Below are 13,838 nucleotides of genomic sequence, written 5' to 3' on the forward strand. Positions count from 1 at the left end.
AGCTACCGAGGAAGCTGGCACCGGCAGCACCGAATGGCGGGTGGCGTGGAGGTGGGCGATCATGGCGTCCTGCGGCACGAGCAGGGAGAGGAGGGCGACAGTGAGAAGCGGAGGCAGCAGGGCGCGCGCGGAACGGTCGGCGAAGCGCAGGACAGCGAGCGGAGGGAGACGCAGGACGAAAGGAGCGAAAAAAGCCGCGCCAACCGGCAGGGGGGGCGGGCGGGGGGGGAAGGGGGGGGGGAACGGGCGAGGAGACACATCGCCGAGCGCACGCCAGAAAGCCGGGCCGCCGAGCAGGCGGACGACGACCAGCTTGGCGTGCTGCACGGTCTGCTCGAGCCACAGGTCGACCGAGAGGTTGTGGCTCAACCGTAAGAGGTTAGCGAGGCGCAGGTCGGATGTGCCGGCGCGATCGGCGGCGCCGGCGAGCATCATCAGTTCGCTGTCGGCGGCGGAGGCGAAGATGAGCGGCGCCGGGGATTGGGCGAGATCGATGGCCTCGCCTTCCTGTTGCAGCGCGCCGGCTTGGGCGGAGAGCAGGTGCATCAGGCCACCGGAGCCGGACGCTTTGGCAGCGGGTGCCAGAGCTCGATCAGGCCGACGCAGCAGAACGCCGATACGGCGCCGGTCATCGCCACGCCGCTGATGATGATGACATCATCGACCGAGTTCACGTCGTCGGAAAAGAGGAACAGGCCGATGACCGCGGCGCTGACCAGGGCGCCGATCACCGGGCCGGCGACGAGTCGCTGCCAGAGCTGCGGCAGGAAGCGGCTGATGACCATGATGAAGACCGAGGAGATGGCGGCCGGAATGGCGCCAAGGACATAGGCCGCGATAAGGATGATCGGCCAGTTGTCGCCAAGGAAGTTCGAGGCCGACTGGCCGGCCGCATGCACGATGATGCCGTCGGTGACGACGGCAAAAGCGAAAAACACTGCGGCGCCGATGGCGGGGCCGATGAACAGCGAGACGACGAACAGCCAGATGTTGCGGGCCATCATGCAAGCTCCTGGCGATAGCGGCGCGAGCCGCGGAGTTCGGAACCATCGGCCATGCGGATGGTGAAATCGCCGTCGCGGACCGGGGCGATCTCGCGGACCTTGGCGCGGTTGACGAGGTGCGAGCGGTGCACCCGGGCGACATCAACGCCGGCATCACTGAGCAGCTGCTCGAGCGCCGCGAGGCTGATGCGGGCGAGATGGGTGGCGCCATTGGCGCGGATCTCGACATAGTTGCCGGCGGCGCTGGCCCAATCGAGCGAGGCGGCATCGAGAAAGATGGTGTGGCCACCGGCCTTGAGGGTGAGCTTGCCGGTTTGCCGGGCGTCGGCCCGGGCGGCCTCGGCTTCGCGGCGATGCTCCTCGAGGCTGCGCTGCAGGCCCAGCATCAAGATCAGCACCGAATAGGGGAAGATGTCCTTGCGGTACTCGTAGAGCAGGTCGGTGGGGAGGTCGGTGAAGAAGCTGTAGCTCAGGCCGAGGATCAAGGCGAAGGCGGCGGTGCGCAGCACGATGAACAGCGCGATGTGGAGCAGCGAGAACGCGATGCTGCCGAGCGCGTGCCAGAGGAGGGCCGAGCGCCAGGTCTCGGCGGTGAACGGCACGCGGCGCTCAAACAGGATGACCAGCGGCGCCAGCGCCACCATGGCGAGGACGCTGGTCAATTCGAGGATGAACGGCACGCGGGGATCGAGCACCCGGCCCTCGCGTTGCGCCTCGGTGAGAATGCCGAGGGCGTTGAGCACGCCGATGGCGATGAGGAAAAGCGTCATGATGAGGAAGACGCGGCGCGCGACACGGCGCTCCAGCGCGGCCTCGCCGGTGAGATCAGCCGCCATTCGTCACCCATTGGCCGCCGCTGGTCCCACGGCCGTCGGCGCAGGTCGCCGCTCGTCCCACCGGCTTGCCGCCCGCACCAGCGCGATTGGACGAGACGGCGCCCTGCCCTAGCCCTGAAGCCATCGCAAATCGCTCAGAGGTTGGAGCCATCATGTCAGCAGACACCCTTCCCACGATCACCCATCAGGCTTGCGGTTCGGAGCGCCGCTACGATCTCGACTGGCTGCGCGTCATCGCCTTTGGTTTTCTGATCTTCTACCACATCGGCATGTTCTACGTGACGTGGGACTGGCACGTGAAAAGCCCGCATGCCGGGCCGTGGCTGGAGCCGGTGATGGCACTGATCAACCCATGGCGGCTGCCGCTGCTGTTCCTCATTTCCGGCATCGCGTTGCGCTTTGCCCTCGACAAGAGCCGGCTGCGCCAGTTCGTGCCGCGGCGCTTGCTGCGGCTGTTCGTGCCGATCGTCTTCGGCATGCTGGTGGTGTGCGCGCCACAGGCCTATTTCGAACTCTATTCGAAGGGCGAGACGGGTTCGGATTTCTGGGCGTTCTACGGCCAGTATCTCGACTTCGACATGGAGTTCTCGATCCTGACGCCGACCTGGAACCACCTGTGGTACGTGGTCTACATCCTCGCCTATACGCTGGTCGTGGTGGCGCTGCTGCCGCTGCTCAAGGCGCTCGACGGGGTGGCGGAGGCGCTGTTCGGCTGGCTCGGTTGCGGCGTGCTGGGCTGGCGCCTGCTGCTGGTGCCCACGCTGCCGTTCCTCGGCTACGAGTGGCTGCTGGCGCCGCACTTCCCCTCGACGCATGCCTTCTACAACGACTGGGCCAACCATGCGGAACTGCTCAGCATCGTGCTGATCGGCTGGTTCGCAGCGAAGAGCCCGGCATTCTGGAGCGCAGTGCAGCGGCATCTCGGCGCGGCGATCGTCGTGACGCTCGGGCTGCTGCTGGTGCTGGCGGTGGCGCGGCTCAATTGGGGCGCAGTGCGCGCCGACGAGGGCCTCACGACGCTGATGACGGTAGTGCGCACGGTGTTCATGTGGGCGGCGATCGTTGCGATGCTGGGGCTGGCGCAGCGCTACCTCAACCGCAGCAGCGGCGTGCTGCGCTTCCTCACCGAAGCGGTGTTCCCGTACTACATCCTGCATCAGACCCTCATCGTGGCCGTAGGGTTCTGGGTCGGCGGCCTGCTGCTGCCGGTGGGGCTGGAGGCCGGCATCATCACCGTGGCAACGGTTGTCGGTTGCGTGGTGCTGACCGAAGCGATCAAGCGCGTGCCTGTGCTGCGCCCGTTGTTCGGGCTGGCGTGGCGGGCCGAAGCGATCCGGCCCGCGCCACAGGTCGTCGTCGCGAGTTAGGCTGCAGCCGCGATGGCGCCTTCGAGGCTGCGGGTGATCGCCGCATGATCGAGCGGCGATTCCCCGATCACCACCAACGCGGTCTGCCGCGCCTCGCCGGGCTTCCACGGCCGGTCGAAATAGGCGGTGACGCGCGGGCCCACCGCCTGGATGGCGAGACGAGCCGGGGCGCCGGGGAGCGCGGCGAACCCTTTCAGACGCAGCACGTCGTGAGCGCGGATGGTCGCTTCGATGGTGTTAAGCAGGTGATCCTTGCTGGTGACGCCGTCGAGGGTGACCGAGAAGGAATCGAAGTCGTCGTGCTCGTGCCCTTCGCCGCCGTGCTCGAGCTCGTGATGGCTCTCGCGTCCGGCGAGGTTGTCTTCGGTCGAGAGCCCCATGCCGAGCAGCGCCGCGACATCGACATGGCCGTTGCGGGCGCGGACCACGCCGGTGCCCGGACGCATCTCGGCCTTGAGGTGGGCTTCGATAGTGTCGAGCTGGGTGTCGGTGACGAGGTCGGCTTTGTTGAGGATGACCAGGTCGGCGGCGATCAATTGATCCTCGAACAGCTCGCCAAGCGGCGTCTCGTGGTCGAGCATGGCGTCGGCGGAACGGAGCGCATCGACCGCCTTTTCGTCATTGGCGAAGCGGCCTTCGCTGAGCGCCGCGGCGTCGGCGACGGTGACGACGCCGTCGATGGTCACCTCGGACTTGATCTCTGGCCAGTTGAAGGCGCGGATCAGCGGCTGCGGCAGCGCCAAGCCGGAGGTCTCGATGACGATGTGGTCTGGGCGATCCTCGCGTTCGAGCAGCGCCTGCATGGTGGGGATGAACTCGTCGGCGACGGTGCAGCAGATGCAGCCGTTCGAAAGCTCGATCATATCCTCTTCGCGGCAGGTGTCGTCGCCGCAGCCGGCGAGGATTTCCTTGTCGACGCCGAGCTCGCCGAACTCGTTGATGATCAGCGCGATGCGCTTGCCCTTGGCATGGGCGAGGAGGTGCCGGACCAGGGTGGTCTTACCGGCGCCGAGGAAGCCGGTGATGACTGTGACGGGGATCTTTTCGGTCGTGCTCATGCGTGGGCACCTTTCAGGGCGAAGGCGGAAGACCTGGCGAAGCGCTCGTTGAGCCAGCCGAACAGCGGGCCGACGATCAGCCAGAACAGCGCGCCGGTGGCGAGGGTGGCCGAAGCAAACGACGTCGCGAGATTGGCGGGTACGCCGGTGGCGTGTTCACCGACCAGCTGCGGCGCGCCGATGACGTGCGGCGCAAGGATCAGCACGGCGGCGATAACGATGCCGGTCCAGTTGCGGAGCCTCGCAATGGCGAGGATGCCGGCCCCGGTGGCGAGCGCCGTGCCGACCCACCAGACCTGACGGGCGACGAGATCGGCGGCGGGCATGCCGGGGAGCTCGGGCGGCAGGCCGAGGGCCGGGGCGAGCTGCAGAGCGACGAAGCCGCCAATGCCCCAGATCACGCCATTGCGGGCGGTGATTTCGATGCCGGAAAGCACCGAGACGGCGGCGAGCAGGAAGGCGAAGCCGATGCAACCAAGGAGGTTGGCGAGCACGGTGTAGGCGATGCGCTCGGCGCCATCCTGCGGCGCCCAAGCGTCTTCGTCATGCTCATGAGCAGGTGCGGCTTCGGCATGCTCATGCGCGGGCGTGCCGGCCTCGTGGCTGTGCTCGGCGACGGCCGGCGCCTCGGGGGCGGCGTTCTCAAACACCTCGGCGGCGAGGATTAGCGGCGCGACGCGCCATTGCTGCACGGCGCTCATGGCCAAGCCGGCTGCGAGTCCAGCAAGGACCGCAGCGAAAAAGATTCGCTGGAAGAGTTTCATCGATGTCTCGAGGGTTCTGGAGTGTTTTCACTTGGTCGCGCGTTCGAACCGGAAAAGTCTCTCAACTTTTCCTGAACACGCTCCACTAGTGGCAGGGGAAGCCAAGCGCATGGCGCGTGTCGTGCGCACCATTGTGGATGGCCATGTCGCTGGCAAAACCGACGCCGCCGACAAGGACGAAGCCGATAAGCAGTGCCAGCACACCTGCGATGAGCCGCTGCGAGACAGAAAGACGGGCGATCGATGCCGTCTGGACCTGAGTATTCATATGCCTGCACCCTCCGTGCGGATGAAAGAGGGCTCTTCGCCCGGTTACACGCTGGCAGGTCTCCTGACTCGCGGGTCACCGTGGTCTCCGGCCTTCCCAACATCCCAAGGGAGGTCAGTGGCATAGTCGGAGGCACTCGCCGCTTACAGTTGCGGGGGCAGCCACGGATTTGGTCCCTGATGGGTACGCCGCACCGTGTTCCCTTTTGATCCCCTCGCCCGAACGGGGTTGAGGAACCAACGTGGGGCTATCGTTACGCCGTGGGAGGGGGCGCGGTCAATCTTCCGCGGCAGCGGAATCGGGGTAGCCGACGGTGACGGTGTCGACGCGGGCATCGACCTTTTCGAGCAGCGGCTCGCTCGATGAGATCTGCATGTCACCGGAAATGGCATCGACGTTGAGGTCGGCCGGGTAATCGCCTACGGCAAAGCGGACGCTGACCGAGCAGGCACCCTCCGGCGGGGCGAGCTTGCCGCCCTCGAAGATGGCGGCGCCACCATAATCCCAGAAGAAGCCGTAAAGCTGGAACGGCCCGCCATTCAGGGCTTCCACTTCCTTGACCGTCAGGCCCTGCTTGAGGCCGCCCGGCGCCGTGTCACCCGGCGGCACGGTGAAATAGGCGACGCGCTCGTGCTTTTCCTCGTCCCACCAGCCAAACTCGATGGTTTTGGCGGGGTCATTGGGGAAGATGGTGGTGGCGAGCACAGTGGAGCCCTCGGGGCCCGGCACATCGCCAGTCATCACATTGTCCTTGCCGAAAGCCTCGATCAGTCGCGCCTCGGAGCTGTCAGCGGCGAACGGGCCTTCGCAGACGATATCGGCAGCGATGGCGGGTGCCGCCAGCAGCAACAGGGGAAACAGGACCAGCGCGCGCATTGTCGACCTCCGTTGATCCGCCGATTCTAGCGGATGGGGATGAGTCTGGGCAGGCCTTGCGGCGGAAGCTTGGCGCGGTCACTCACCCGACTGCAGCCGTTCGGTCATCTGGTTCTGGATGGCGAGGACCTCCTCGATCACCTCGGTGAGGAAGCGCAGCTCCTCGAGGCTGCGCTTCCCCAAAGTCTCGGCGCCGGCGATTGCCATCGGAGCGTAAGCCTTCTCGATGACCTCGGCGGTGGCCTCGGCGAGTTCCACCAGCACCTTGCGCCGATCGTGCGGATCGGGTTGGCGGCGGACGAAGTTGCGCGCCTCGAGCCGGTCAATCAGCGAGGTGACCGCGGCCGGGGTGAGACGGGTGGCGCGGGCGATGGCACTGGCGGTCTGCGGACCGCTGGTGAGGAAGCTGAGGCACAGGCGCTCGGCGGAGCCGAGCTTGAACATCGCTCCCACCTCCTCGTCATAGCGCTGCGTCGCCTCCTGCCAGCGCACGATGAGCGTGCCGAGCCGCTGGACCAGCTCCGCCTTCGCGTCGCTTGACGAATTTACTTCGATCATCTAATTATTAATCCATCGAATAATACGACGACCGCATAGTAGGTGGCGTCGCTCAGGTGAGGCAAGAATGAAAGCACGCATCGGCATCGTTGGCGCAGGCTCCGCCGGGCTCGGTTTGGCCCTGGCACTGGTCGGGCGCGGGTTTGCGCCCGTTGTGTTCGAGAAGCGCAGCGAGAAGCAGGTGATCGACGAGGGGATCTTCCTGACGCTGGCGCCCAACGGCATGAACGCGCTGCGCGGCTTTGGCCTTGCCGCCGAGGCGCTGCGGCACGGGGTCGAAACCCGCGCCATTGTCCTCCACAACGAACACGGCAAGGCGCTCGGCACGGTCGACTATGCCCGTCACGCGGCGCAGTTCGGCGCCCCCTCGGTGACGATCCGGCGCGGGGCGCTGGGCGAGATCCTCCTGGCGGCGGTGCGTGCGGCTGGAGTGCCGATCCATTTCGAGACGCCGGTGATCGCGGTCGCCAATTTTGAGACCGAGGTGGCGACGACGACCGCTGACGGCGTGACGCACAGTTTCGACGTGCTGGTGGGGGCGGATGGCCTCCGCTCCAATGTGCGTAGCCTCGCGATGCCCGGGCTGCCGACGCCCGCCTATAACGGCTTGCTGGGGAGCGGCGGCATTGTCGATGTGCCGGATGTGCCGCCGACGAACGGGCAGATGCTGATGACCTTCGGACGGCGGGCGTTCTTCGGCTACATCAAGGATCCCGGTGGACCGGTCTATTGGTTCAACAGCTTCCCGGCCGACGAGCAGCAGGCGCAGCTGATCGACCGCAAGGCCGCAGCCGGGTACTTCGAGGCGCTGCATCGCACCGACCCCTTGGTCAACCGGCGGATCATTGCTGCGGCAGCACCGCAGGTGAGCCGGATCTATCCCGATTACGACGTGCCGAGCCTGCCCTACTGGTCAAAGGGGCGGGTGATCCTGATCGGCGACGCGGCGCATGCGGTGACGCCGCATTCTGGCCAGGGCGCATCGATGGCGCTCGAGGACGCACTGGTGCTGGCGGCCTGTCTCGAGGCGGAGGCGACGCCTGAAAGCGCTTTTCGCCGTTTCGAGGCATTGCGGCGCGACCGGGTAGAGGCGGCGGTGCAACTCGGTCGGCAGGGCGGCACGCCCAAGAAGGCACAGGGCTGGTTGGCGCGGCGGATCCGCGATCTGGTGTTGCCGCTGTTCGTGCCGCTCGGCCAGCGCGGGCAGGAGCACTTGTTCGCCTTTCGCGCCGACGATACGCCACTGGTCCGGCCGAACTGAGCGGCCTTGCGGCCGCCACGGGGCCCGGCGATCAATGGCTCGAGCCAACTGATTCGACCCGGGTGCCCGATGCCTTTCACCTTCCAGACGGTGATGCCGATCCTGTTATTGATCGGCTCCAATGTGTTCATGACCGTCGCCTGGTACGGGCACCTCAAATTCCCGCACATGGCGATGTGGGTAGCGGTGATGGTCAGCTGGGGCATCGCGCTGGTGGAATACTGGCTGGCGGTGCCCGCCAACCGGATCGGCTACGGCGCCTATACGGCGGCGGAACTGAAGACCATCCAGGAGGTGATCAGCCTCACGGTGTTCGCCGGCTTTGCGGTGTTTGTCCTGGGCGAGAAGCTGACCTGGAACCACGCCGTCGGCTTCGGGCTGATTTTCGCCGGGGCCTTCTTCATTTTCCGCGGGCCGCTGAAGTAGCCACCAGCGACTGGTGAGCGAAGATGCCCGCCCCTGCTCCGTCGGCAACGGCGAAGCTGATATTGTGCATCGGCCGCGCCGCGTCCCCCGCCGCATAGACGCCCGGAATGCTGGTCTGCTGCAGGTGATCGACGAGGAAGAAGTCGCCGGCCATGCCGGCCTTGGTCTCGCAGCCGAGCTGGAGGCCGAGATTGCTGGCGAGCTGGATCGGCGCATGGACGAAAATGGCGTCGAGCGGTGTCGATCCGGCGGTGGTGACCACCGACTGCAGCACACCATCGCGGTGGTCGAAGCGCACTAGCGCCTCCTCGACCAACTTCACCCGCATATCGGCGAGGGCCACGCGGACGATCGGATCGACCGGGCCGCCATTGGCGAACAGCGTCAGGTCGCTGGTCCACTCCTGAAAGAAGCGAGCGCGGTCGAGCAGGTCGCCATCGCGCAGCATCAGGCCGAGGCGGCGATCGGCGACCTCGTAGCCGTGGCAATAGGGGCAGTGCAGCGCCGTCTTACCCCAGCATTCGGCCATCCCCTGGATGCCGCTGGTATCGTCGGTGACGCCGTGGGCGATGATCAACCGGCGCGTAGCGAGCTGCTGGTGTGAGGCCAGCTCGATACTGAAGCCGTCGAGCTCACCTGATGCCGCGATGGCTTCGGCGTTGCGGAGCTCGACGGTGCCATAGGTCTCAAGCTGGCGGCGCGCTTCGGCCAGCAGTTCGCCCGGCGCGGCGCCATCGCGGCTGAGGAAGCCATGCGAGTGCTCGGCGAAGCGGTTGCGCGGCTTGCCGGTATCGAGCACCAGCACCTTGCGGCGGGCGCGACCCAGCTGGGTGGCGGCAGCGAGGCCGGCAAAGCCGCCGCCGATGATGATGACGTCGTACATTTCTTATTGTCCTGTGCTGAACGGAGAATGGCGCCGGCGACGAGATGTTCCGTGGCCGGCGCCGCGCGTCACTCGTGCGTCGCGCCGGAGCCGCCGACGGCGACGATGTTGTAGGGGGCGCCGGCCACCGCGATGTCGCGGGCGAGGGTGAAGCTTTCGGCATCGACGAGGTGGATGGCGCCGGCCAGCGGATCGGTGACGGCGATGTGGTCGCCGGCGACGGCAAGGCGCGGCCGCGGCAGGCTCCACTCGCGATCCATCGAATAGGGCTCCGTCAGCTGCAGCGTCTTGTCGATGGCGCCCGAGACGACATCGAGGCGGTGCAATGCGCCATCCTCGGTGAAGACATAGGCATATTTCACCCGCTGGGGGTCGATGGCGAAATGAACGCGGCGGCTCGGCAGATCGACCAGGCGGAACGGTTCGGCAGCCGAGGGATCGATGATGGCGACGCGGTCGGCGCCATAGTTGCCGAGCCAGTACTGCATGGCGACGCCGCCGAGCAGCGTGGTGGATTTGCCCTCCGGCAGGCTGGTCGAATAGGGCAGCAGCTGCAGCTCTGGGCCATCCTTGGCTGCCTTCACCAGCAACAGGCCGGCGGCGCAGGCGATGGCGAGGGTGTCGCCGGAGCTGGCTTCGCCATGCAGGTCCGGGCAGGCATGGAGATCGCCGATAGTGGTGCCGTCGGCGCCATAGACATCGATGCCAACCGGCAGCGCCTTGGGGTCTTCGGCGCTGGGGCGCGAGATCAGCGTGTATTGGCCGAGCGGCGCGGCGACGCCGTGGTGCGGAGCGGCAACCTTCAGGTCGCGAGTCGCAGCATCGCCGCCGAGCCAGTCCTTCTCGGAAAGCAAGCGGGCGACGCCTTCACCATCGAAGAACAGCGCGATGTCGCCATGGTGCTCGACGAAGTGCACCGGCTTGTCCCCGGTGACGTTGGCATCGAGCAGCTTCGGCGCACTGACCTCGAGGTCGGCATGATCGCCGTGGTCGCCCAGTGCAATACCGGAGGCGATGGCGGAGACACGGTCGGCCTCGCCCTGCACCGCATAGACGGCGGCCTTGCTCGGGGTGGTGTAGAGGCTTGCCGGGCTGCCCAGCTCGAAGCTGCCGGAGACCTGGTCGGTGCCGAGGTCGATGGCGGTGACCAGCGGCTTGGCGTGATCGGCGACGAACAGCCGCCAGAAGGTGGCTTCCTCTTCGGCAAAGGCAGAGGTGGCGCAGAACGACAGGGCCATGGCAGGCAGGATCAGGTGGTGCAGCAGGCGCAGCATCGGCAGTCTCCCTAGGTGAATCGAGTCGAGCGGAAGGGTTCGCGCGCCGGGTGGCGCGCGGGGGTATCGGCGAGCAGGAGGGGATGAGGGCCGCCGGGTGGCGCGGCGGCCCCCGAGGCTACTGCGCGAGGCAGGCCTTAAGGCTGGTGGCGAGGTTTTCGATCAGTTGGTGGTAGAGGCCAGGGCCCTCATCGAGGTTGGCGCCCTCGGGGTCGAGCACGCCCTGCTTGGCCGTGGTGCCCTCGGTGAGCACGGTAACGATGCGCGGGTCGAACACCGGCTCGGCGAAAACGCAGGCGGCATCGAGGGTCTTCAGCTTGGCCCGGATTTCATTGATGCGGTCGGCGCCCGGAGCGATTTCGGGGCTGAGGGTGACCGAACCGGCGACGTTCAGTCCGAAGCGCTTCTCGAAATACTGGTAGGCATCGTGGAAGACGACGAAGGGGCGATCCTTGATCGGGGCGAGGCTGGCCGCGGTTTCGGCGATCAGGGCGTCGAGGTCGGCGGTCTCCTTTGCGGCATTGGCGCGGTAAATATCGGCGTGCTCGGGATCGGCAGCGATGAGGCTGTCGGCGATGGCCGCGACCATCACCTTGGCGTTGCCGGGATCAAGGAAGAAATGCAGGTCCTGTTCCTCGCCGTGCTCATGCTCGTGCGCCTCGCCCGCATGCTCCTCCTCACCGTGATCGTGATGCTCGAAGGTGCCGGTCTCGCGCGGCGGCAACAGCTCGATGCCGGGGGCTTTGCTCAGCTCGACGATGGTGGCCTTGGGCGCCAGCGTGTCGATCGAATCCTCGAGGAAGAGCTCGAGGCCGTGACCGGTCCAGAACACCAGATTGGCCGATTGCAGCGCCTGCGCGTCGGAGGGTTTCAAGCTGTAGCTGTGCGGCGAGGCAGCGCCCTTGACGATGAGGGCGGGCGTTCCGAGATCTCCCATCACCGCAGCGACCAGCGCATGCAGCGGCTTGATGGTGGCGACGACGCTGGGCACCTCGGCAAGCGCCAGGGTGGGCCAGCTGAGCGCCGCAGCGAGCGCCAGGAAGAATGGTTTCTGCATCGGAAGACCCCTGTTTGAAACACAGCTCGAATGCGCGATATGTTATGACATTACGCTATCGATGTGTTACGCTATAACGTAATGGTAGAACGTCAGCAAGAGACGGAATCGTGAATTTCATGGATGTGCATCGAGGGCACGAGGTGCTGGTGGATGTGGCCGGCGCCGGTGTGCGGCGGGATGGCCGCTGGCTGGTCGAGGCCGTGGACGTGACGATCCGCAAGGGCGAGATCGTCACGCTGATCGGGCCGAACGGCTCAGGCAAATCGACCACGGCGAAGCTGGTCACCGGGGTGCTGAAGCCCGATGCCGGCTCGGTATCGCGCAAGTCGGGGCTCAGGATCGGCTATGTGCCGCAGAAGCTTTCGATCGACTGGACCATGCCGCTGACGGTGCGGCGGCTGATGTCGCTGACCGGCAGCTACCCCAAGGCGGAGATCGATGCGGCGCTGGCCGCGACCGGCGTGGTGCACCTCGCCAATGCCGAAGTGCAGCACCTCTCGGGCGGCGAGTTCCAGCGGGCTTTGCTGGCGCGGGCGATGATCAGGAAGCCTGATCTCCTGGTCCTCGACGAGCCGGTGCAGGGTGTCGACTTCTCCGGCGAAGTGGCGCTCTACGACCTGATCGGCCAGATCCGCGACGAAACCGGCTGCGGCATCCTGTTGATCAGCCATGACCTGCACGTGGTGATGGCGGCAACCGATACGGTGATCTGCCTCAACGGCCATGTCTGCTGCCGCGGCACGCCGGAATCGGTGGCGCGGAGCCCGGAATATCTCAGCCTGTTCGGCGCCCGAGCGGCCAATGCGCTGGCGGTGTACCAGCACCATCACGACCACACCCACCTGCCAGACGGGCGGGTCGAGGAGGCGGACGGGCGGATCGTCGACGCGCATGAGCATGTGCACGAGCACGACCATGAAGGGCACCGCCATGCTTGAGGACTTCTTCACCCGGGCGGTTATCGCCGGCATCGGGTTGGCGCTGGTGACCGGACCGCTCGGCTGCTTCATTGTCTGGCGGCGCATGGCCTATTTCGGCGACACCATGGCGCATTCGGCGCTGCTCGGTGTGGCGCTGAGCCTGGTGCTGCAGGTGAACATGACGCTCGGGGTGTTCATCATCGCCGCCGCCGTCGCCGGAGCGCTGTTGCTGCTGCAACGGCGACAGACGCTGTCGACCGACGCGCTGCTCGGCATCCTCAGCCATTCGGCGCTGGCGATCGGCCTCGTGGTGGCGTTCCTCAGCGGCATCCGGGTCGACCTGATGGGGTTTCTGTTCGGCGACATCCTCGCCGTATCGGTCACCGATATCGTGGTGATCTACCTGGGCGGGCTGGTGATCCTTGCGGTGCTCGCGGCGATGTGGCGGCCGCTGCTGGCGGCGACGGTCAACGCCGAGGTGGCGGAGGCCGAGGGCATGCGGCCCGAGGTGACGCGAATCGTCTTCATGCTGCTGCTCGCTTCGGTGATCGCCATCGCCATGAAGATCGTCGGCGTGCTGCTGATCACGGCGCTGCTGATCATCCCGGCGGCAACGGCACGGCGGCTGAGCGCCACGCCCGAGCAGATGGCACTGATCTCGGCCGGCATCGGGGCGCTGGCGGTGGCGGGCGGGCTGTTCGGCTCGCTGCGCTTCGACACCCCAAGCGGCCCGTCCATCGTCGTTGCGGCACTTGTGCTGTTCCTCATTTCCATCGCGCTGCCGGTGCACCTGTGGCGCGCCAGACGGGAGGCCTGAGCCATGGCCCATAGCCACGAAGCCCACCACCACGAGCGGCCGCGCGACCTGACGCGCAACCAGGAACTGGTGCTGACGACGCTCAACAATGCCGAAGCGCCGCTCTCGGCCTACGACATTCTCGACAAGCTGCGCGACGAGGGTCTGCGCGCGCCGCTGCAGGTGTATCGGGCGCTGGAAAAACTGATCGAGCACGGGCTGGCGCACCGGCTGGAATCGCTCAATGCCTTCGTCTGCTGTGCCGACGCCAACTGCCACGGCCGCGCCAGCGGCACGGCGGCCTTCGCCATCTGCTCGAGTTGCGGGCGGGTGGATGAGTTCGCCGACCCGGAAGTGACGGCCCTGCTCGCAGCCTGGGCCGGGGAAACCGGCTTCGGGCTGGAGCGGACGACGATCGAGCTGCGCGGCCGGTGTGCGGAGTGCCGGGCGGCGGCTTAGGCAGCGTAGCGAGTAGCGAGTAGCGAGT

At 66.6% G+C, this 13,838-nt stretch carries 17 protein-coding genes and 1 riboswitch; of the genes, 6 read left to right on the plus strand and 11 right to left on the minus strand.

Annotated features, from left to right (window positions below; translation table 11 throughout):
* The 3 genes from VW23_RS23510 to VW23_RS23520 form a co-directional block, all read right to left on the minus strand.
* On the minus strand, positions 1–546 hold a 546-nt coding region (locus VW23_RS23510), incomplete at its 3' end, for a hypothetical protein (RefSeq protein WP_141728467.1).
* A complete protein-coding gene (locus VW23_RS23515) occupies positions 546–1,004 on the minus strand; it encodes a hypothetical protein (RefSeq protein ID WP_176730475.1) in 459 nt (152 codons plus the stop codon). The genes VW23_RS23510 and VW23_RS23515, both read right to left, overlap by 1 nt.
* A complete protein-coding gene (locus VW23_RS23520) occupies positions 1,001–1,840 on the minus strand; it encodes a LytTR family DNA-binding domain-containing protein (RefSeq protein WP_069911924.1) in 840 nt (279 codons plus the stop codon). Before VW23_RS23520 ends, VW23_RS23515 begins: the two co-directional genes overlap by 4 nt.
* A gap of 152 nt (positions 1,841–1,992) precedes the next feature.
* On the opposite strand from VW23_RS23520, the gene VW23_RS23525 reads away from it, so the two are divergent.
* A complete protein-coding gene (locus VW23_RS23525; RefSeq protein ID WP_069911925.1) occupies positions 1,993–3,207 on the plus strand; it encodes an acyltransferase family protein in 1,215 nt (404 codons plus the stop codon).
* Here VW23_RS23525 and cobW read toward each other — a convergent pair.
* From cobW to VW23_RS23550, 5 genes are all read right to left on the minus strand, one after another.
* Entirely contained in the window at positions 3,204–4,265 is a 1,062-nt protein-coding gene (gene cobW, locus VW23_RS23530; protein WP_069911926.1) for a cobalamin biosynthesis protein CobW, read from the minus strand. The two genes, VW23_RS23525 and cobW, sit on opposite strands and share 4 nt — an antisense overlap.
* The gene (locus VW23_RS23535) at positions 4,262–5,029 is read right to left on the minus strand and encodes a CbtA family protein (RefSeq protein ID WP_069911927.1); all 768 of its coding nucleotides are present in this window, start codon (positions 5,027–5,029) and stop codon (positions 4,262–4,264) included. Before VW23_RS23535 ends, cobW begins: the two co-directional genes overlap by 4 nt.
* Positions 5,030–5,114: 85 nt before the next feature.
* Complete coding sequence (locus VW23_RS23540; RefSeq protein WP_069911928.1) at positions 5,115–5,297, minus strand: CbtB domain-containing protein; 183 nt, start codon at positions 5,295–5,297, stop codon at positions 5,115–5,117.
* A gap of 36 nt (positions 5,298–5,333) precedes the next feature.
* A riboswitch (cobalamin riboswitch) is annotated at positions 5,334–5,553 on the minus strand.
* Between the two features lie 20 nt (positions 5,554–5,573).
* Positions 5,574–6,173 (minus strand): hypothetical protein, encoded by a 600-nt coding sequence (locus tag VW23_RS23545; RefSeq protein WP_069911929.1) that lies wholly within the window; start codon positions 6,171–6,173, stop codon positions 5,574–5,576.
* Positions 6,174–6,251: 78 nt separating this feature from the next.
* Positions 6,252–6,731, minus strand: a complete 480-nt coding sequence (locus tag VW23_RS23550; RefSeq protein WP_069911930.1) for a MarR family winged helix-turn-helix transcriptional regulator — start codon at positions 6,729–6,731, stop codon at positions 6,252–6,254.
* 67 nt (positions 6,732–6,798) lie between these two features.
* Between VW23_RS23550 and VW23_RS23555 the strand changes: the two genes are divergently transcribed.
* Both VW23_RS23555 and VW23_RS23560 read left to right on the plus strand, forming a co-directional pair.
* Positions 6,799–7,992 carry an FAD-dependent monooxygenase gene (locus VW23_RS23555; RefSeq protein WP_069911931.1) on the plus strand — a complete coding sequence of 398 codons (1,194 nt, stop codon included), beginning with the start codon at positions 6,799–6,801 and terminating at the stop codon, positions 7,990–7,992.
* Positions 7,993–8,061: 69 nt separating this feature from the next.
* Positions 8,062–8,418, plus strand: coding sequence for a DMT family protein (locus VW23_RS23560; protein WP_055047697.1), 357 nt, complete (start codon positions 8,062–8,064; stop codon positions 8,416–8,418).
* Here the strand turns inward: VW23_RS23560 and VW23_RS23565 are convergent.
* The 3 genes from VW23_RS23565 to VW23_RS23575 form a co-directional block, all read right to left on the minus strand.
* Positions 8,393–9,301: an NAD(P)/FAD-dependent oxidoreductase gene (locus VW23_RS23565; protein ID WP_069911932.1), complete on the minus strand. Its 909-nt coding sequence runs from the start codon at positions 9,299–9,301 to the stop codon at positions 8,393–8,395. The two genes, VW23_RS23560 and VW23_RS23565, sit on opposite strands and share 26 nt — an antisense overlap.
* A 68-nt stretch (positions 9,302–9,369) precedes the next feature.
* Positions 9,370–10,575: a metallochaperone AztD gene (locus tag VW23_RS23570; protein ID WP_069911933.1), complete on the minus strand. Its 1,206-nt coding sequence runs from the start codon at positions 10,573–10,575 to the stop codon at positions 9,370–9,372.
* 118 nt (positions 10,576–10,693) lie between these two features.
* Positions 10,694–11,632 carry a zinc ABC transporter substrate-binding protein gene (locus tag VW23_RS23575; RefSeq protein WP_069911934.1) on the minus strand — a complete coding sequence of 313 codons (939 nt, stop codon included), beginning with the start codon at positions 11,630–11,632 and terminating at the stop codon, positions 10,694–10,696.
* 119 nt (positions 11,633–11,751) lie between these two features.
* Here VW23_RS23575 and VW23_RS23580 point away from each other — a divergent pair, with 119 nt between their 5' ends.
* Genes VW23_RS23580 through VW23_RS23590 form a run of 3 tightly spaced genes read left to right on the plus strand, consistent with a single transcriptional unit; the run spans position 11,752 to position 13,810 of the window.
* On the plus strand, positions 11,752–12,573 hold the full coding sequence (locus VW23_RS23580) for an ATP-binding cassette domain-containing protein (protein ID WP_069911935.1): 822 nt from the start codon (positions 11,752–11,754) through the stop codon (positions 12,571–12,573).
* A complete protein-coding gene (locus tag VW23_RS23585) occupies positions 12,527–13,372 on the plus strand; it encodes a metal ABC transporter permease (protein WP_084646419.1) in 846 nt (281 codons plus the stop codon). The genes VW23_RS23580 and VW23_RS23585 overlap by 47 nt, the downstream gene beginning before the upstream one ends.
* Positions 13,373–13,375: 3 nt before the next feature.
* Complete coding sequence (locus VW23_RS23590; protein WP_069911936.1) at positions 13,376–13,810, plus strand: Fur family transcriptional regulator; 435 nt, start codon at positions 13,376–13,378, stop codon at positions 13,808–13,810.
* The last annotated feature ends 28 nt before the right edge of the window (positions 13,811–13,838 follow it).

Origin of the sequence: Devosia insulae DS-56, assembly GCF_000970465.2 — a bacterium.
Lineage (GTDB): Bacteria > Pseudomonadota > Alphaproteobacteria > Rhizobiales > Devosiaceae > Devosia_A > Devosia_A insulae.

Bases quoted from the DNA above. Each gene is read 5' to 3' on its own strand.
- VW23_RS23525 (WP_069911925.1), top strand. From the start codon at position 1,993: ATGTCAGCAGACACCCTTCCCACGATCACCCATCAGGCTTGCGGTTCG.
- VW23_RS23550 (WP_069911930.1), bottom strand. From the start codon at position 6,731: ATGATCGAAGTAAATTCGTCAAGCGACGCGAAGGCGGAGCTGGTCCAG.
- VW23_RS23515 (WP_176730475.1), bottom strand. From the start codon at position 1,004: ATGATGGCCCGCAACATCTGGCTGTTCGTCGTCTCGCTGTTCATCGGC.
- VW23_RS23535 (WP_069911927.1), bottom strand. From the start codon at position 5,029: ATGAAACTCTTCCAGCGAATCTTTTTCGCTGCGGTCCTTGCTGGACTC.
- VW23_RS23555 (WP_069911931.1), top strand. From the start codon at position 6,799: ATGAAAGCACGCATCGGCATCGTTGGCGCAGGCTCCGCCGGGCTCGGT.
- VW23_RS23590 (WP_069911936.1), top strand. From the start codon at position 13,376: ATGGCCCATAGCCACGAAGCCCACCACCACGAGCGGCCGCGCGACCTG.
- VW23_RS23560 (WP_055047697.1), top strand. From the start codon at position 8,062: ATGCCTTTCACCTTCCAGACGGTGATGCCGATCCTGTTATTGATCGGC.
- VW23_RS23580 (WP_069911935.1), top strand. From the start codon at position 11,752: ATGGATGTGCATCGAGGGCACGAGGTGCTGGTGGATGTGGCCGGCGCC.
- VW23_RS23540 (WP_069911928.1), bottom strand. From the start codon at position 5,297: ATGAATACTCAGGTCCAGACGGCATCGATCGCCCGTCTTTCTGTCTCG.
- VW23_RS23585 (WP_084646419.1), top strand. From the start codon at position 12,527: ATGAGCATGTGCACGAGCACGACCATGAAGGGCACCGCCATGCTTGAG.
- VW23_RS23570 (WP_069911933.1), bottom strand. From the start codon at position 10,575: ATGCTGCGCCTGCTGCACCACCTGATCCTGCCTGCCATGGCCCTGTCG.
- VW23_RS23575 (WP_069911934.1), bottom strand. From the start codon at position 11,632: ATGCAGAAACCATTCTTCCTGGCGCTCGCTGCGGCGCTCAGCTGGCCC.
- VW23_RS23565 (WP_069911932.1), bottom strand. From the start codon at position 9,301: ATGTACGACGTCATCATCATCGGCGGCGGCTTTGCCGGCCTCGCTGCC.
- cobW (WP_069911926.1), bottom strand. From the start codon at position 4,265: ATGAGCACGACCGAAAAGATCCCCGTCACAGTCATCACCGGCTTCCTC.
- VW23_RS23545 (WP_069911929.1), bottom strand. From the start codon at position 6,173: ATGCGCGCGCTGGTCCTGTTTCCCCTGTTGCTGCTGGCGGCACCCGCC.
- VW23_RS23520 (WP_069911924.1), bottom strand. From the start codon at position 1,840: ATGGCGGCTGATCTCACCGGCGAGGCCGCGCTGGAGCGCCGTGTCGCG.